The following is a 17,236-nucleotide window of genomic DNA, read 5'->3' as shown; positions in this document are numbered from 1 at the left end:
AAATGTCTGTAATCACATCCCGCTTTTCCCGTCGTCATGCCCTGGCTGTCGTCGGCGGCATCGCAATAGCCCTTGCAACCGCAGGAGTCAGTTATGGTCAGACCGTTCGGACAATCAAGATCGCGACGTCTGCCGAATCCAAGCCGCTGGCATGGGGCGCGATCGGCGTCGAGCCGCAAGGCTATGAGCCCGATCTCCTGAGGGCGATCAACGCAAAGCTGCCGCAATACAAGTTCGAGATGGAAGGTGTCTCTGACATCGCGCAGGAAACTGGCCTCGCCACGGGCAAGTACGACATCGCGGTGGGTGGCTACTACAAGTCGCCCGAGCGCTCCAAGCAGTTCTTCATTCCGGAAAATCCCATGGGCGCCAGCCTGATGAAGATCTACAGCAAGAAAGACAGCGGCATCAAGGAAATGAAAGACCTGGTCGGCAAGAGGATCGTTCCGACCACGGCCGGCGGTGGAACCTACAAGTTCATCATGAACTGGCAGAAAGAAAACCCGCAATACAAGCTCGATGTCACGGCATCGAGTGCAGGCATTCCCTACCCGAACCGGCTGGACGAAGTTCAGAACGGCAAGTTCGACGCTCTCGTCTTGCCGTCCAATCTCGGTGAGCAGACCGTCATCGAGCAAAAGAAACTCGATATCGTGGCGTCCGAACCAGTGTTCAGCAACAACACCTACATGCTGATCCACAGATCAGACGAGAACAAGGTTCTGGCTGACGATGTGAACAAGGTTCTCAAGGAATTGAAAGACGACGGCACGATCGAGAAGCTCTCGCAGAAGTGGTTCGGCGAGGGCATCGTCCAGTACATGAAATAGCACGGCCGTTGAGGGCCATATTCGCTAGTCAGCGGCAAGGCTGAATTGCAAGAAGGAGCGTTTCAAAGTGGATGTATCTGCTATGATTCCCGAGTTGCTAACGGCACTGCCGCTGACGCTCGCCATCACGTTTACGGCCCTCATTTCCGGGTTCTGTCTGGCTCTCATCGCGACAACACTCCGTGTTCGCAGGGTGCCACTGATCAGTCACCTGGTGGACCTCTACGTGTCCTATGCCCGGAGCGTTCCTGTCGTCCTGCAGCTGTTCGTCGCGTTTTATGGGCTTCCGCTGTTGGTGATCCTGTTCGGCGCCAAAGATTTTATTTCGCCGACGATGGCTGCCATGGTGGGGTTGAGCCTCTACCATGGAGGATATCTGTCGGAAGTCATGCGGCCTGCATATCTTGCCGTCGATCGCGGCCAGCACGATGCGGCCGATAGCCTTGGATATACGTTCCGGCAGAAAATTACTCGCGTCGTCGGCCCGCAAGGGGTGCACTTCGCACTACCGGGCTACGGGAACTCCGTCATCTACCTGATCCATAACGTTGCGCTGGTCATGTACATCGGCGCCGCCGACGTCATGGCGACTGCGCATTTGATCATGGAGCGCGACTACAACCAGTTCCAGTTCGAAACCTACCTCGTCCTGGCGGTCATCTATTCGCTGATGTGCCTGGTCGCATGGCTCATCGTGCGCTTCTTCGAGCTTCGATCACCGATGCAAGCGCCAGAGGCAACGACAACAACTCAGATCAAGAACGAGCTCCTCGCGAGCGTCTGACGTAAGGGTATTCAACCATGTTTGATACCGATATTTTGCTCCAGGACACGCAGGAAATTCTGAGTGCCGTACCCGTGACCGTTGGAATGGCACTCTTGATTTTCGTCCTGTCGACGATAGTCGGCAGCATATTCGCGCTGATCGAATACAGACGGGTGCCGGTTCTGCGAGAGCTCATCATGACTTACAAGATCGTCTTCAAGGGCGTTCCAATGGTCATCGTGATTTTCCTCGCCTATTTCGGTCTGCCGCCCGCATTCCAGTTCCTGTTCTCGTTGCTCGGGATCAACTTCAACGCTCACGAAACCCCCAATTGGGTCATTCTTGTCGTTGCGATTACCGGCTGTGTCGCCGCGTTCCAATCCGAGATTATCAAGGGAGCCCTGAATGCATTCGACACCGGTCAGTCGGACGCGGCCCATTCGCTCGGCTATACGGGCGGCCAACTGTTTCGACGTATCCTGTTTCCCCAGGTGGCCCTCACGGCAATTCCCGACCTGACGACTTCGATGATGGTCATCATGAAGGCGCTTTCTCTCGGATTCGCCATCGAGGTCGTCGATATCTTCGCCCAGTCCCAGCTGACCGCCGCCCTGAACTACTACTACCTCGAAGCCTTCGTGATTGCCGTCGTGATCTACATGGTGATTGCCTATATCGTCACACAGATTGCCGACAGGCTGGAGCAGGCGTTGAGGGTGCGGACGTGAGGCGAATGTGGGATAGAATCGTCAAGCTTCGGATATCGAGCCGCACCTGGGAGGCAATTCTTTCGGGGATGAAAAGCTTGAGGAGAAACCCAAGTAGCCGATGCATGTACCGCTGAATGCCGACTGAAGCACCGATCGCGCCGACGCAACGTTGCGACTGTGCCGACCAGAGGAATCCGGTCTCCGGCTACTGGCATGGAGATCCCCAAGCCGTATTCGGCGCCGCGAGTACGCATCAATATTGGAGAACCTGGGCCTCTCCGTCTCCCACGCCGGTTTATCCGACTTGTCTCACGTCGTATTCCTGCAGGATACCCGCTTTGATCCGACCAGCGAAATGACAACTTGCGAGATTCGATTCCGACAAGCTGTTGACCGGAGGCGATGTCTCACAAACACTTTGCACGGCAGGGCAGCGCGTACGAAAACGGCATCCGGTCGGCGGATTCACAGGGCTTGGCACATCTCCCTTTAGAATGATCCGCTGACGTTCGCGCTCCTCAACTGGATTTGTCGACGGGACCGCGCTGAGCAGCGCCTGTGTATACGGATGTGCGGGCTGGCTATAGAGCGCGCCGCTCTCACCTTCTTCCATGACGCGGCCGAGATACATCACGTAGACGCGCTGTGCGGCCTGGCGAACGATGGCCAGATCGTGCGCAATGAGAAGACATGACATTCCGAAATCATCGCGCAGCTTCAGAAACAGGTTCATGATCTGCGCTCTGACCACGCATGCGCATCGGCTTCACCCCTCGGGAGATTTGCGCTCGCTTGTCGGGCCTTGCCTTCGATCTCGATCTTGCTCCGCGCTTGAAGATCGAAGCGCACCGTTACGGTGCGCATGCGTGCATGCAGCACATCGTCCAGCGTGCCGCGCATTTCATGCAGATAGGTCAGAGACGACTTCCCAACCTTTTCGACAACCGAGCGAATGGTGACCAAGGTTCCAACCGCGGTTTCGTGCGCATAGTCGATCTCCATCCTGACGTCCGCCCAGCCGAGAGTCGGCGTTAGATTGGGAGCGGCAATCCTGCCCAGCAGTTGAAAGCTGGCATCATCGAACATGGCGACGTAGTGACGAACGTTGAGATGGCCCATCGCGTCGCACATCCAAGGGTGCACGACGCCGACATAGGTTTCAATGCCGGGCGCGGTCAAAACCCGACCTCGTTGCCACCCTTGAGATCCAGCAGCTGCCGCGCCTCTTCGGGCGTCGCTATTTCAAGCGAGAGTTCGCCAAGGATTCGCTTGATCTTGGCGACCTGCTCGGCATTGCTCTTGGCAAGCGCGCCCTTGCCGACATAGAGACTGTCTTCCAGCCCAACCCGCACATTGCCGCCCATGATCGCTCCCATCGTGCAAAGGTTCATCTGATGCTTGCCGGCTGCAAGGATCGACCAGAGATAGTCGTCTCCGAACAGTCGCTCCGCCGTCCTGCGCATATGCATCATGTCTTCGGGGTCAGAGCCGATTCCACCTAGAAGTCCGAAGATCGTCTGGACGAAAAGCGGTGGCTTCAGCAGCTTGCGGTCGAGAAAGTGCGCCAGCGTGTAGAGGTGACTGACATCATAGCACTCGAACTCGAACTTCGTCCCATAGGCCTGGCCGACCTCGACGATGATGCGCTCGATCTGCTGGAACGTGTTGGAGACGATGCCGTTCTTGGTGTCCTCGAGATAAGGCTTTTCCCAGTCGAACTTCCATTCGGTGTATTTTGGCGCGATGTGGTGCAAGGCAAAATTCATCGACCCCATGTTGAGCGAGCAGAGTTCGGGCTTGGCGGCATGAGCGGCTTCGAGACGTTCGTCGAGCGTCATCTTGAGGCCGCCGCCGGTAGAAATGTTCATCACCGCGTTGGTTTGCTGCTTGATGCGCGGCAGGAAGTCCATGAAGAGCTTGGGATCGGGGGTCGGTTTGCCCGTCTCGGGGTCGCGGGCATGCAGATGGATCACCGAGGCGCCAGCTTCGGCTGCGCCGACGGCGGCATCGACGATCTCTGACGGCGTTATGGGCAGATGCGGGCTCATCGTCGGCGTGTGGATCGAGCCGGTGACCGCACAGGTGATGACGACTTTCGGCGATTTCTTCATGGTTAGAGTCTCCCTTGTCTGCCTTTTGTTGTTATCTATCGAGCGCGAGGCAATCCTCACGACCACAGCCCAGCCGGATCGCCGTACCTGGATCGAGCTTCGGCTGAGACGATGAAGTGGCTAGCTTGACGATGAATTTCTGGCCGCTCGCGGTCGCGGCGACGAGCCGGACATGATCGCCGACGTAGATTGATTGAACGACCGTCGCCGGAATCTCGTTGAGCGCCGTGACGCCGTCCTGCAGAACGGACAGGCGCTCGGGCCTTATCGACAGCGTCACCCTGACACCCGCAGAAAGCGCAGCACCGCAGGACATGGCGTTCAACACAACGTCGCCGTCGTCGAGGCGGACGGATACGCCGCCATCCTCGCTCCCGGCCAGCACGGCACCCAACATGCGGTTGCTCTCGCCGATGAAACTTGCGACAAAGCTCGCCGCGGGACGCTCGTACAGTTCGCGCGGCGTCGACAGTTGCTCGATGCGGCCGGCGCTGAACACTGCGATCCGGTCCGACATGGTCAGCGCTTCAGTCTGGTCGTGCGTGACGTAGACGAAGGTCACGCCCAGCCGGGCGTGAATATCCTTGATCTCGAACTGCATCTGCTCGCGCAGCTGCTTGTCGAGGGCGCCAAGCGGTTCGTCCATCAAGACAAGATTTGGTTCGAAAATCAGGGCCCGGGCAACCGCCACGCGTTGTTGCTGCCCGCCCGAAAGCTGCGCTGGCCGCCGATTGCCGAATTCGGGCAACTGGACCATGTCGAGAACGTTCCCGACACGTCGCCTGACCTCCTCGCGGCCAAGTTTGCGGACCTCGAGCGGGAAAGCCAGATTTTCGGCGACCGTCATGTGCGGGAAAAGCGCGTAGTTCTGGAACACCATGCCGATGCCGCGACGATTGGCGGGAACGTTGTCGATGCGCTGACCGTCAATGAGAATTTCGCCCTCGGTCGTATCTTCGAATCCTGCCAGCATCATCAACGCCGTCGTCTTGCCGGACCCGGAAGGGCCTAGCAGCGTCAGGAATTCGCCGCGCATGATTTCCAGGTCGAGCTGGCGCACCGCTTGGACCGCATGCCCGTAGCGCTTGCTGACGCCGCGAAACTCGACGTGAACCGGCCCACGCGGAGATCCGCCCATCACCGAGCCTGCGCCTTCGGATCACGGCGCACCGAAGTCGAGCGCTTTCGAGCAGGCTGCGCCTCAGCCGCCGCCGCGGCGCGAAGAATGATGTCGGCGGCCTCGCGCAGATCGGCCACCAAGGCCTTGCGCGCAGCCGCGCCATCGGCGCGACGCAGCGCCGCGAGCATTTCGTCGTGATGGTCCAGGCCCAGGCCGTAGGTCACGTCCGAGCGGACGATGTTCAAAAACGGTCCTGCCTGCAGCCACAATTTCTCGATGATCTGCTGGATGAGAGGTGACCGCGCGGCATGGTACATCGTGAAATGGAACCGCCTGTTCAGGCCGAGATAGTTAGCCATGACGTTGCTCTCGACGCACTCGCGCATCAGGCTGTTCAGCTTCGCCAATTCATCGAGTTCTTCGGGCGTGATGGTCGTCGCAGCCCATTCGGCCGCGGTCCCTTCGACGCTGCAGCGCACACGCACGAGATCCGAAATACGCGCCACCGTGGCCTCGGGGACGATGACGCCCCGGTTTGGGTGGTCGAACATCGCCTCGTCGCTGACGAGTTGCCGCAAGGCCTCGCGCACCGGCATGGCGCTGGTCCGGTACTGTTCGGCAAGCTGTCGCACGACCAGTCTTTGGCCGGGCAGGAAGTCACCGTTCATCAGTGCTTCCTTCAAGCCCGTATGGACACGAACATGAGCTGTCTTTTGCGCGGCCGAGCCGGCGGTGGCATCCTTGCGATCGAGCATCAGTTTGTCCGGCGGGGCAGTATTTTGAGGTTGCTCGACAGGAAATCGTCGAATGCGGCGGCGAAGCCGTCGAGTTCGGCGTCGCCAAATGGCAGTGACAACGCCAGCATGCCGCGCGGCGTCACGTAGTACCCTCGCAACAGCATCTCGATATGCCACAGCGCAATCACCGATGGATCGGCATCGTCGAGCCGCGCCGGCTTGTCCACCGGCCCCCTGACGAAATGCAGGTTCATCAACGACCCGCGCCCTATGACGATGCCCTCGACGCCATGTCGTTCAAGGGAGACGTTCATCGCTTCACGCAAGCGATCGCCGCGCGCATTGATGGCGCGGCTCGCCTCTTGCGTCAGCACCTGCGTCAGACCGGTGAAACCAGCAGCCATGCTGAGAATATTGTTGTTGAACGTCCCGCCATGCGAGAACGCACCAGGCAAAGCCGGATCGAAGCGGTCGACGAGGTCGGCGCGTCCACCGAATGCGCCAAAACTCGCACCGCCGCCGATGTACTTTCCGAGCGTCACGAAATCGGGAAAAATTTCATGCGCACCATGGAGCGCTCGATAGTCGAGGCGCGAGGTCATGACCTCGTCGAAGATCAGCAGCGCGCCGGTCTCCTTCGTCGCTGTGCGCAGCGCCTGCAGGAACTCGCGTGTCGCCGGGATGCAGCCGCCGCCGCCCATCATCGGTTCGACGATGACGGCGGCAAGCTCGTCGCCCTGTTCCTTGATGAGCGCCACGGCGCCTGCACTATCGTTGTAGTCGGCGAAAACAAAGGGGAAAGGCAAATTGAGCGGTGAGCCGCCATGCGCAAAAGTCAGTACGCCGCCGTGATAGCCTTCCCGGAAGGCGAGTATCTTCGAACGCTTCGTGATGGCGCGAGCGGCGGAAATCGCCATGATGTTCGCCTCGGTGCCCGAGTTGCAGAAGCGCACGCGCTCGATGGCTGGAAAACGCTCGACCACCGCCGCTGCCAGGCGCGCCTCGTAGCGGTTGGGTGCACCCAGCATGATGCCGCCCTGTATGACGTCCACAAGGGCCGCCGAAATCGCCTTGTCGGAGTGGCCGTAGAAGCCGGCGCTGTATTCCGAGACCAGGTCGACATAGGTATGGCCGTCCAGATCGGTCACCCTGCAGCCCTCGCCGGAGACGAACGAAACAGGGAATGGCGGGTACCAAAGTACAGCCCTCGTATTGCCGCCCGGCAACGATGCCGCGGCCTCGTTCTGACGCGCCAGGCTGTTTGGGTTGGCGTCAGCGAAACACTGTCGCGCCTCGTCCAGAACAGCAGCGAGACTGACATTGGCGCGCACGTCTCTAGTGCCTTGCAGCATTCGATCAAATCCCCTTGTCTTTTTAACTTTTTTGCACCCTATCGCAAATTCCTGTTGCTAATCAATCCATTTTGCGTTTGAAATTTGATCAAATCCGCAACGATAAGAAAGGGGAACTGCGATGAGGACTTATCTGCAAGCCGTATCTGCCGCCGCTATCTGCCTCGCGACCTCGACTTTTGCCGCGTCCGCGGCCGATCCCGTCACGGTGGTCGGCTGGGGTGGTACATGGGACAAGGCCTACAAGGATGGAGTCTGGGACAAGTATACCGAAAAGACGGGCGTCCCGATCATCATGGAAGAGTGGGGCGGCGAGGTCGCCAAGGTGCGTGCCCAAGTGCAGGCGGGCAACATTACCTACGACGTCGTCTCGGTGGAAGCGCCCGCCATGGAGGTCGGCTGCGCCGAAGGCCTGTTCGTCCCGCTGACGCCCGAGATCACCGGCGACGCGGCGAATTATCTCCCAGGCACCCTGCATGAATGCGGTGTCGCGTCCGACACATGGGCAACGGTTCTTGCCTACAACACCGATGTCTATAAGGGCGACGCCGCGCCAAAGAGTTGGGCGGACTTCTGGAACGTCGAGAAATTTCCAGGAAAGCGCGGCCTCTACCAGCAAGCGCAGTTCACGCTGGAAAACGCGCTCATGGCCGACGGCGTGAAACGCGAGGACATGTACAAGGTGTTGGCCACGCCGGAAGGTGTCGACCGGGCTTTCGCCATGCTCGACAAGATCAAGCCGAACGTCGTCTGGTGGTCCACCACGACGCAGGGCATCCAGAACCTCGACAGCGGCGAAGTGACGCTCAGCGACGCGTTCAATGCACGCATCACCAACGAAGCCATCAACGAGAAGAAGCCCTACGCCATCGCGTGGGACGCCGGCTTCTTCTACGGCACCGACTACTGGGCCGTGGTGAAGGGCGCACCGCACCAGCAAGGCGGGCTGGATCTCCTCAAGTGGTTCTCCATCCCTGAAAACCAGGCCGGCTTCTCCAAGCTCTATGCCTATGGCACCGGCCGCAAGGAAGCCGCCGACCTCATTCCCGCGGACTGGAAGGCCAACCTGCCGACGTCGCCGGAGCACCTCCAGTACGGCGCCGCCTATGACAACGACTTCTGGACCGAGCACAAGGAAGCGTTGGAAGAACGCTTCAAGGCCTGGCTCGCGAAGTAACTTGGGCATGTTGGTCGGGACAAAACCGGCTATGAAGCGACGCCAACGGGGCGGCATGCTCGCCCTGTTGACGGCTCCGCTTATATTATTCGTCGTCATTCTGTTTCTGTGGCCGGTGGCGCGCTTCCTCGCTCTGGCCGTCGACAACTCGGATTTCTCGAACAACCTGCCGCGCACCATTGCCGCTCTTGCCGGCTGGAAAGCAGAGAGCGGCCTGCCTGGCGAACCCGTCTTTGCAGCACTCGTCGAGGACCTGGCCGACGCGCGGCGCGCCGGGAAGGAAGGCGTCCTGGCGCAACTCGTGAACCAGCGCGTTGTCGGTAGCCGTTTCCTCGTCATCAAGACGGCAAAGGATGCGGCCGACGGCAAGCTCGGCATGCGCCCCGTGCGCGACGAGGTGCTCGCCAAACAGGCCGGCTGGAAAAACATCGATCTCTGGCAGGTCATAGCGCGTCAGCAAAGCGCGCGAACGGACTATTATCTGCTTGCGAGCCTCGACCTGAAGCGCGGCGCGGACAATTCGATCGAAGCCGTTTCGGCCGACCGCGCCATCTTCGTCGACGCGCTGCTGCGTACGATCTGGATCAGCATCGTGGTGACGGTCATCTGCGCGGTGCTCGCCGTGCCGCTGGCGCAGGCGATCGTCAGCGCGCCGCCTGCCTGGTCGAAGCTGATGTTCGCGCTGATCCTGTTTCCGCTCTGGACATCGCTGCTGGTGCGCACCGTCATCTGGATCATCGTGCTGCAGAAGAACGGTCCCGTGAATTCCACACTGCTCGGATTGGGTATCGTCAGCGAACCCCTCGACCTCATCTACACCCGCTTTTCGCTGTATCTGGCGATGGTTCAGGTTCTGCTGCCCATGATGGTCCTCTCCGTCGTCGCCGTCATGCGGCGGGTTCCGACCACCTACATGCGCGCGGCGCTGTCGTTGGGGGCGCCGTGGCTCACGGCGTGGCGCCGCGTCCAGTTGCCGTTGATCCTGCCCGGGATCCTGTCCGGCGGGGCGATCGTTTTTGTCTTCGCGCTCGGCTATTACATCACCCCGACGCTTGTCGGCGGGCCGACAGACCAGATGATCTCCAGCTACATAGCCTTCTACACCAACAGCACGCTGAACTGGGGCATGGGCGCAGCGCTTTCCCTGCAACTGCTGATGATCCTCGTATTGTTTGCGTTCCTGTTCTGGACGGCATCCGTCCTCTTCCGCAGCAAGGCGCATGTCGCATGAGCGCCGACCGCTTCCGGAAAGGGCTGATGTATGCCTATGCGGCGACGTTGCTGGCTTTCATGATCCTGCCCCTGCTGATCGTGGTCCCCATGTCGCTGACCTCGAGCAATTCGCTGGCATTTCCGACGCCGGGCTGGTCGTTGCGCTGGTATGCCGAACTGTGGATCGACGAGCGCTGGCCGAACGCGCTGTGGAACTCGGTCGTCATCGGGCTATCCACCACGGTTCTGGCTTTGCTGCTCGGAATACCTGCGGCGATCGGGCTCGCCTGGGGTGATTTTGCCGGGAAACGGATCCTCTACGCGATCATCGCCGCGCCTTTGGTGACGCCGGTCGTCATCGTCGGCGTCGCGGCCTTTTCATTCTTCGCCACGCTGGGACTCGTTGGCAACAAGCTATCAATCATTCTGGTGCACACGGCGATGGCCGTGCCTGTGATGCTAACCACCGTCGTCGCCAGTCTTTCGACCTTCGACCGGACGTTGGTTCGTGCGGCGGCATCGCTGGGCGCCGGCGCCATGCGCACCTTCTTCAAGGTGGTGCTGCCGCTGATAGCGCCGGGCGTCGTTACAGGGGCCATCATCGCCTTCATCATTTCTTTCGACGAAGTCGTCGTCGCAAGCTTCCTCTCGACGGGCGCGGAGCGAACCTTGCCCCGCATGATATTCTCCGGGGTGCGCGAGTCCATCAGCCCTGCCATCGCGGCTGTCGCCGTGCTGCTGATGGCTTTCTCGGCGATCCTGCTTGGGCTCATCGCTATCCTGCAGAGCCGCTCGCAAGCTCTCCGCGCAAAGGCATCGGCATGAAACTGGTTCCGCCGGTGCAGCAACTCGAGACCGAGATGACGGCGTGGCGGCGGCATCTCCATGCCAATCCCGAGCTCGGTTTCGAAGAGTTCGAGACGGCCCGTTTCGTGGCGGACAAACTGCGCGCGTGGGGCATCGAGACGACCGAAGGCGTCGGACGCACAGGTGTCGTCGGCACGCTCAGGGGCAGGCTTGGCGCTGGTCGCAGCCTTGGCATCCGCGCCGACATGGATGCCCTGCCGATGACTGAGGCACGGCCGCTGGCGCATGCGTCCCGCACCCCCGGGCGGATGCATGGCTGCGGCCATGACGGCCATACCACTATGCTGCTCGGCGCAGCCTCGGCGCTTGTTCGCTCGCCCGACTTCGCCGGCACGGTGCATTTCATCTTCCAGCCGGCCGAGGAGGGTCGAGGTGGGGCGCTTGCCATGCTGAACGAGGGCCTTTTCGAGCGTTTCCCCTGCGATGAAGTCTACGCGCTGCACAATTGCGAACGGCCGCTCGGCGAGATCGCCGTCCACCGCGGAACGGTGGCCGCGGGGGCCGATCGCTTCGAGATCGTCGTCCACGGAAGGGGCGGCCATGCGGCGATGCCGCATCTGGCGATCAATCCACTCCCCATCGCCGCGCGCATCCTGCTGGCAATCGAAGCCCTGCCCGGCCGCGTCACCGATGTGCATTCTCCCGCAATCGTCACCGTTGGCAGCCTGCGCGCAGGCGAAGCCTTCAACACCATCCCCGATACGGCGTTTCTGACCGGCACCGTGCGCACCTTCGACCACCAGGTTCAAAAGGCGCTGGAGACGGCAATCCGCCGCATCGCGAAAAACGAAGCTGAAGCTTTTGGCGCCGGCGTCGACCTCCGCTACGAAACGCCCTTCGCACCGACGATAAACACTGCGGCGCAAGCCGACGCGATGATCGCGATTGTGAACGAGGTGATGGGACCGGCAAGTCTCGTCATCGATCCGCCTCCCGAGATGGGTTCTGAAGATTTCTGCTACATGCTGGAACAGCGGCCCGGCTGCTATTTCCTGCTCGGCCAGGCCGACGATGCGCACCAGGCCGCGGCTCACGACACCAACTACGATTTCAACGACGCAATCCTGCCGATTGGCGCGAGCCTTTGGGTCAGGCTCGTGGAGCGCCGCCTATCAGCCAGAGGCGCATCGTGATGCAACTGACGGAAAAGGACATCGTCTGGCGAAGCCATTGGCTGCGGCAGGCCCTGCCCGAGGACCCAGACCTTGCGCCTCCGCTCGAAGAGGCGACGCAGGCTGACATCTGCATCGTCGGCGGCGGCTATCTGGGCCTGTGGACCGCTATACGCCTCAAGGAGCACAATCCCGCCTTCGATGTTGTCATCGTCGAGCGCGACATTTGCGGCGGTGGCCCGAGCGGCCGCAACTCCGGCATGGTGCTCTCGGCATGGACGAAATACAGCGCGCTCGCCGCGCTGCGCGACGGAAACGATGCACTTTCGATCATCAAGGCATCCGAAGCCGCAATCCGCGGCATCGAGGCTTTCTGCAAGGCCGAGGGAATAGACAGCTGGTTTGATCGCATCGGCTGGATCTGGGGTGCGACGTGCGAAGCCCAGCTTGGCGCCTGGGACGACGCGTTGAACAAGCTGGCGGCGCATGGCTACGTGCCGGCGCGACGAGTTTCGCGCGACGAGATCGCAGCGATAGCCGGCACGACGAGCCACCTCGGCGGCGCGTTCGATGCGTCGTCGGCAACCGTGCATCCCGGTTTCCTCGTGCGCGGCCTGCGCCGGGCAGCACTAACACGCGGCGTGCGCATCTATGAAAAGTCGCCGATGACGCGGTTTTCGCGCGACGGCACGCTCAAGGTGGAGACGGGGAGAGGCACTGTGTCCTGCGGCAAGATTGTGCTTGCCATGAATGCATGGTCCGGCGCCATTCGAGAACTGGCGCCGGCAATCTTCAACATCTCCAGCGACGACGCCATGTCAAAACCCATTCCAGACCTTCTCGACAAGATCGGCTACCGCCGCGCGCCGCTGATGATCGATTCCCGCGTTTTCGTCGGCGGTTGGTCGCCGACGCGCGATGGTCGGCTGTCTGTCGGCGTCAGTGGCGGCGTCATCGGCCTCGGCGGCATCGTCGACAGGCGGTTTCATGGTCTATCGCCACGGGTCGCCGACATGCGCCGCGCGTTGCGGGATGGTCACCCGGCGCTCGCCGACTTTCCGCTCGATACATCATGGAACGGCCCGATCGATCGGACCGTCAGCGGCGTGCCACTGTTCGGCGCCCTGCCCGCCAACCGCGACATCGTCTACGGCTACGGCTTCTCCGGCAACGGCACGACGATGGCCTATCTCGGCGGCAAGATCCTGACCGGCCTGTTGACCGGCGGCGAATCCGAGCTCACCCATTCGGCGCTCGTGCGCCCAGTGACGCGAGGCTTCCCATCCGAACCATTCCGGTTCGTCGGCGCGCATTTCGTTCGTGGCGCGGTGCGGCGGCGCGACGATCTCGAACATGCCGGCCGAAAACCCGACCTCTTGACCAGATGGCTCGCGGGACTGGCCCCGTCCGGCGTCACCCCTTCGAAAGCCAACCTCCGCGCAAGGAAAGGATAAACGGTGTCCAAGGCCAAGATCTTCAAGCACAGCGAATTGACCCTGAAGCCGTCGGTCACACCGACTGGCACATCCTCGATTGCCCGCGTCATCAATGCCGATATAAGTCGGACCATGGGCGGCGGCATCGAGTATCTCGAGAACGCCTCGATCGACTGGACCGTGACCTACGACGAGGTGCTGTTCATCCACGAGGGCACCTTGACGATCGAACTGGACGACGGTCGCCATGAGTGCAATCCCGGCGATATCGTCTGGCTGCCAAACGCCACCCACCTGAAATACATCGCCACCGAGCGTACCGGCTATTTCTATTGCCTTTACCCGTTCGACTGGGCAGCGCGGCAGGGAACGGTAGAACCCTGAACTGACAGGCACTCCTTTTCCATGCGTTGGCCATCCGCAGCGCAGTTCCGAACCCGGGGCGTCCAGACATCGACTCCGGCTCACACTCCTTGGGTTGTCACGTTCATCATATGTCATGCTGGCGCGCATGTCTGGCGGGAGATTGCAGCGACACAGCTCAGCCGCAGCACCTAAGCAGGAACCGGTAGTTCGACGAGTGGGCGGAAAGGCGGTAGCGCTCTCCCGCTACCAAATTTATCCACACTAACTCAGCAACTTAGGTGCAATCGTTGGCATCTGAGTGGCTGATTTCTTGTTGCGGCATGTTGCAAACCACTACCGTTGATTTCCAAGGGTTTCCTGCGACTATCGGCAGGTCCGTGCGACATGGGATGCGACATGCGTCGCCTCATCGCCCGGCCCTCAGTAGAAGTGATAATGCGCCGATGGCGAAGCCGCCCCCCAGCCCAAAAATCTACCATATCGTGAATGTCGACCGATTGGCGTCGATAGTCAAAACCGGCGGACTTCTCAGTGACTCCGAGATCGTCAAACGCGACCTCCCGGGGACTACTATCGGTATGGGCGCTATCAAGGCTAGGCGCCTTGAGCTTCCTGTGAAGTGCTATTCGAAGGCTAAGGTTGGCGAGTTCGTACCCTTCTACTTTTGCCCGCGTTCAGTGATGCTCTATGTGATCCACAAGGCAAACAACCCTGAGTTGGCCTATAAGGGCGGCCAGGGGTCGATCATTCATCTGCAGTGTGACTTGAACAAAGTCATTGCGGAGTTGGACAAGGTGAAGCACAGCTGGGCTTTCAGTGCATCGAATGCCGGAGCGGTCTATTCGAGCTTCTGGAATGATGCCAGCAAGCTCAATCAGATCGAATGGGGTCACATTGGTGCTAAATATTGGCAGGAACCTACGGTGATGAACGCCAAACAGGCCGAATTCCTAGTGTATAAGAAATTTCCTTGGCGTCTTGTGGATCGAGTTGGGGTGCAGAATCAGGCCACGTTCAATGCCGCTACGAATGCGCTTGCGCAAGCCGCGCACAAGCCAACGGTCGCTATAGAGACGAACTGGTACTACTGAGGAGGGGAGAATGGTCGAATTCCGCACCGGCAATATCCTTGACGCAGACGTCGACGCATTGGTGAATACCGTCAATTGCGTGGGTGTGATGGGCCGTGGCATTGCCCTCCAGTTCAAGAACGCCTACCCAGACAACTTCAAGGCCTATGAGGCTGCGTGCAACCGCGGGCTTGTCAAACCCGGGCAGATGTTCGTTGTCGAGACTGGACGCCTATCGCCGCGATTCATCATAAACTTCCCGACCAAGCGCCACTGGCGAGGAAAAAGCCGCATCGAAGACATCGAAAGCGGCTTGATCGATTTCGTCGACGTCCTACGCTCTCGTATGATTAAGTCGGTCGCGATACCTCCTCTTGGTTCTGGTCTGGGCGGCCTGCTCTGGTCTGACGTTCGCCCGCTCATTGTAGCAGCCGTTGCCCCACTGCCCGACGTTAGGTCGATTATCTATGAACCTGCTGGCACTCGAGACTCCGCTACGTTAGCTCGCAACCGCCCAGTCCCCAAGATGACCGAAGGGCGAGCCGCGCTTGTCGTCCTTCTCCAGCGATATCTGAACGGACTGATGGATCCGTTCGTGACGCTGCTCGAGGCCCATAAACTTTTGTTCTTCATGCAGGAAGCCGGGCAGCCCTTGCGCCTGATGTTCCGTAAGGCAACTTATGGTCCGTATGCGGAAAACCTTCGGCACGTTCTGAACGAGGTGGAAGGTCATCTGATTGCTGGGTATGGCGACGGCGGGGATAATCCTACGAAGGCGCTGAGCATTATTCCAGGCGCCTATGAAGAAGCAGCGCGCGTCGTCGTCAGTGATGCTGCGACTAGGGAGCGATTTGATCGTGTTGCGAAGCTGATCGACGGATTCGAAACGCCTTATGGAATGGAGCTTCTGGCTACCGTCTATTGGGCAGCGCAGCGCGAGGGAGCTAGTAACTTCAGTGAGGTCCGTGATGCGGTTCATGGATGGAGCGAGCGGAAGCGCCAATTTGCATCCGAAGAGATTAAACTGGCATATCGGACGTTGATCGAGCGCGGGTGGCTGAATGCCAAGATGCCGCCGTTGATCGTCCCACGCAGCATCTCCACCCCGAAAGCGGGGCCTCGTTTATCGAGTTAAATCTCTAGGCGCGACGAAAGCCCGCCACCATAGGGCAGCGGGCTATTATGCGTTTCGCGCGCGGAATGATTAGAGCCCTTGCCCGGACGATATTAAGCCCGGGTGATTATAGTCGCAATGGTCGAACTCGCGCTCGTCGATGGCTTCCCGCTCGTCGTCGCCCTCGCAATCGTCGCCAGTATCTTCGACCTGCCACGGCAGCGTGCTCAAAGTGGCTCGGGCTTTGCTTGGTTTCTCTCGCCAGGGAGCCCGCTTGCGCGTGCCCTCTAGTTGCGCGATGCTAATCTAGGGGGATGTAGAAATGGGCTTTCTTATATTATGGCTGGTATCATGACAGGGCCGAACGCGGTGCAGCGTACACGGTCGGCTGCCGACCGCCGGCCGCGCATCAGCTACCCTGAGGCGGGGCTGCGCACGTTGTTCGAGAGCGGACAGACGCTTCAGGATCCGCGGGGATCGCGATGACGTCGGTGTTCTTCAACGAGGCGGGCTAGCGGGGATTCGGGCGGTTTCCGACGAAGACCGTGTTCTACCAGTGCGCTGATGCCTCGTGGCGCACTGAGCAGCATTCCGAAGAACAGGATCAGCAGGACGGCGCCGAGCGCCCAGAGAATGATAGTCAGCCCCATGGCCGACACTAGCAGAGACTATCACATTTGTCGAATAGCCCACCGATCAGTCGAGTTCATTCGAGGTGCAAACGGCCGCGGCTTCGGACCGATTTTCGTGTTGCTTTGGTGCGTACTGGCGCTAGACCGGCGGGACTCTATTCGGCCCAGCGGGGCAGCGCTGACGCGGGAATAGACCAGGATTTGGGCAACAGTCTCGGCCGGCGCGCGTCTCTCGTTGGGGAGGGCTTGTGACATCGTTTGATGTCGGCCGACCGCAGCATCGACGTACGGGCGGGCCAGCGCCAACAGTGACTGCAAGTCAACTGCATGCCTCTCTTCTGGCTTGACCAAGTCCGCAACGGAACCGTCGGCTCGACCCCAAGTTGGTATTCGGCTTGCCAGTTTGTCAGCGGCCCAGTAATACGTTCGGGGGTGGGGATGTAATGGGATGTTATTGGTTATACTGGGCTTTGTTATCGTGATCGGCTTAGCAGTCGTTCTCTTGGCGAGTTTGAGTCACGTCGGCGATGAGCCGGGCGCTCATCGCTTCAATGAACTGCCGTCCGAAGATGAACATCGGCGATGAAGATGACGCTTTGGTTCTCTCGGCTTAAGGTTCATATT

General features: G+C 60.2%; 17 protein-coding genes. 11 read left to right on the top strand and 6 right to left on the bottom strand.

What is annotated here, in order from left to right:
• The first annotated feature begins 2 nt into the window (after positions 1-2).
• The 3 genes from ACYG9Y_RS02790 to ACYG9Y_RS02780 all read left to right on the top strand — a co-directional run bounded on the left by ACYG9Y_RS02790 (position 3) and on the right by ACYG9Y_RS02780 (position 2,324).
• Complete coding sequence (locus ACYG9Y_RS02790; protein WP_023669867.1) at positions 3-830, top strand: transporter substrate-binding domain-containing protein; 828 nt, start codon at positions 3-5, stop codon at positions 828-830.
• A gap of 67 nt (positions 831-897) precedes the next feature.
• Positions 898-1,614: an amino acid ABC transporter permease gene (locus ACYG9Y_RS02785; RefSeq protein ID WP_023669866.1), complete on the top strand. Its 717-nt coding sequence runs from the start codon at positions 898-900 to the stop codon at positions 1,612-1,614.
• Positions 1,615-1,631: 17 nt separating this feature from the next.
• The gene (locus ACYG9Y_RS02780) at positions 1,632-2,324 is read left to right on the top strand and encodes an amino acid ABC transporter permease (protein WP_023669865.1); all 693 of its coding nucleotides are present in this window, start codon (positions 1,632-1,634) and stop codon (positions 2,322-2,324) included.
• A gap of 277 nt (positions 2,325-2,601) precedes the next feature.
• Here the strand turns inward: ACYG9Y_RS02780 and ACYG9Y_RS02775 are convergent, their stop codons facing one another.
• The 6 genes from ACYG9Y_RS02775 to ACYG9Y_RS02750 form a co-directional block, all read right to left on the bottom strand.
• On the bottom strand, positions 2,602-3,039 hold the full coding sequence (locus ACYG9Y_RS02775; RefSeq protein WP_050592897.1) for an oligopeptide/dipeptide ABC transporter ATP-binding protein: 438 nt from the start codon (positions 3,037-3,039) through the stop codon (positions 2,602-2,604).
• A complete protein-coding gene (locus ACYG9Y_RS02770) occupies positions 3,036-3,485 on the bottom strand; it encodes an acyl-CoA thioesterase (RefSeq protein ID WP_023669863.1) in 450 nt (149 codons plus the stop codon). The genes ACYG9Y_RS02775 and ACYG9Y_RS02770 overlap by 4 nt, the downstream gene beginning before the upstream one ends.
• Positions 3,482-4,417, bottom strand: a complete 936-nt coding sequence (locus tag ACYG9Y_RS02765; protein ID WP_023713977.1) for a beta-keto acid cleavage family enzyme — start codon at positions 4,415-4,417, stop codon at positions 3,482-3,484. Before ACYG9Y_RS02765 ends, ACYG9Y_RS02770 begins: the two co-directional genes overlap by 4 nt.
• Positions 4,418-4,448: 31 nt before the next feature.
• Positions 4,449-5,477, bottom strand: coding sequence for an ABC transporter ATP-binding protein (locus ACYG9Y_RS02760; RefSeq protein WP_023713978.1), 1,029 nt, complete (start codon positions 5,475-5,477; stop codon positions 4,449-4,451).
• 77 nt (positions 5,478-5,554) lie between these two features.
• Positions 5,555-6,292 carry a GntR family transcriptional regulator gene (locus ACYG9Y_RS02755; RefSeq protein WP_023713979.1) on the bottom strand — a complete coding sequence of 246 codons (738 nt, stop codon included), beginning with the start codon at positions 6,290-6,292 and terminating at the stop codon, positions 5,555-5,557.
• Positions 6,292-7,626, bottom strand: a complete 1,335-nt coding sequence (locus tag ACYG9Y_RS02750; RefSeq protein WP_023713980.1) for an aspartate aminotransferase family protein — start codon at positions 7,624-7,626, stop codon at positions 6,292-6,294. Before ACYG9Y_RS02750 ends, ACYG9Y_RS02755 begins: the two co-directional genes overlap by 1 nt.
• A gap of 121 nt (positions 7,627-7,747) precedes the next feature.
• Here ACYG9Y_RS02750 and ACYG9Y_RS02745 point away from each other — a divergent pair, with 121 nt between their 5' ends.
• From ACYG9Y_RS02745 to darG, 8 genes are all read left to right on the top strand, one after another.
• Positions 7,748-8,803: an ABC transporter substrate-binding protein gene (locus tag ACYG9Y_RS02745; protein WP_023696855.1), complete on the top strand. Its 1,056-nt coding sequence runs from the start codon at positions 7,748-7,750 to the stop codon at positions 8,801-8,803.
• 31 nt (positions 8,804-8,834) lie between these two features.
• A complete protein-coding gene (locus ACYG9Y_RS02740; RefSeq protein ID WP_023686279.1) occupies positions 8,835-10,034 on the top strand; it encodes an ABC transporter permease in 1,200 nt (399 codons plus the stop codon).
• Positions 10,031-10,840: an ABC transporter permease gene (locus ACYG9Y_RS02735; protein WP_050588874.1), complete on the top strand. Its 810-nt coding sequence runs from the start codon at positions 10,031-10,033 to the stop codon at positions 10,838-10,840. The genes ACYG9Y_RS02740 and ACYG9Y_RS02735 overlap by 4 nt, the downstream gene beginning before the upstream one ends.
• Complete coding sequence (locus ACYG9Y_RS02730; RefSeq protein ID WP_023713984.1) at positions 10,837-12,015, top strand: M20 aminoacylase family protein; 1,179 nt, start codon at positions 10,837-10,839, stop codon at positions 12,013-12,015. The genes ACYG9Y_RS02735 and ACYG9Y_RS02730 overlap by 4 nt, the downstream gene beginning before the upstream one ends.
• Entirely contained in the window at positions 12,015-13,448 is a 1,434-nt protein-coding gene (locus tag ACYG9Y_RS02725) for an NAD(P)/FAD-dependent oxidoreductase (RefSeq protein WP_023804774.1), read from the top strand. The genes ACYG9Y_RS02730 and ACYG9Y_RS02725 overlap by 1 nt, the downstream gene beginning before the upstream one ends.
• Positions 13,449-13,451: 3 nt before the next feature.
• Positions 13,452-13,814, top strand: coding sequence for an AraC family ligand binding domain-containing protein (locus ACYG9Y_RS02720; RefSeq protein ID WP_023671808.1), 363 nt, complete (start codon positions 13,452-13,454; stop codon positions 13,812-13,814).
• Positions 13,815-14,239: 425 nt separating this feature from the next.
• Positions 14,240-14,887: a type II toxin-antitoxin system toxin DNA ADP-ribosyl transferase DarT gene (darT, locus tag ACYG9Y_RS02715; protein ID WP_023737766.1), complete on the top strand. Its 648-nt coding sequence runs from the start codon at positions 14,240-14,242 to the stop codon at positions 14,885-14,887.
• A gap of 10 nt (positions 14,888-14,897) precedes the next feature.
• Entirely contained in the window at positions 14,898-16,001 is a 1,104-nt protein-coding gene (gene darG / locus ACYG9Y_RS02710; RefSeq protein WP_023737765.1) for a type II toxin-antitoxin system antitoxin DNA ADP-ribosyl glycohydrolase DarG, read from the top strand.
• The last annotated feature ends 1,235 nt before the right edge of the window (positions 16,002-17,236 follow it).

It is taken from the genome of Mesorhizobium sp. W050, from assembly GCF_054719535.1.
This window is presented reverse-complemented; position numbering and strand designations above follow the sequence as displayed.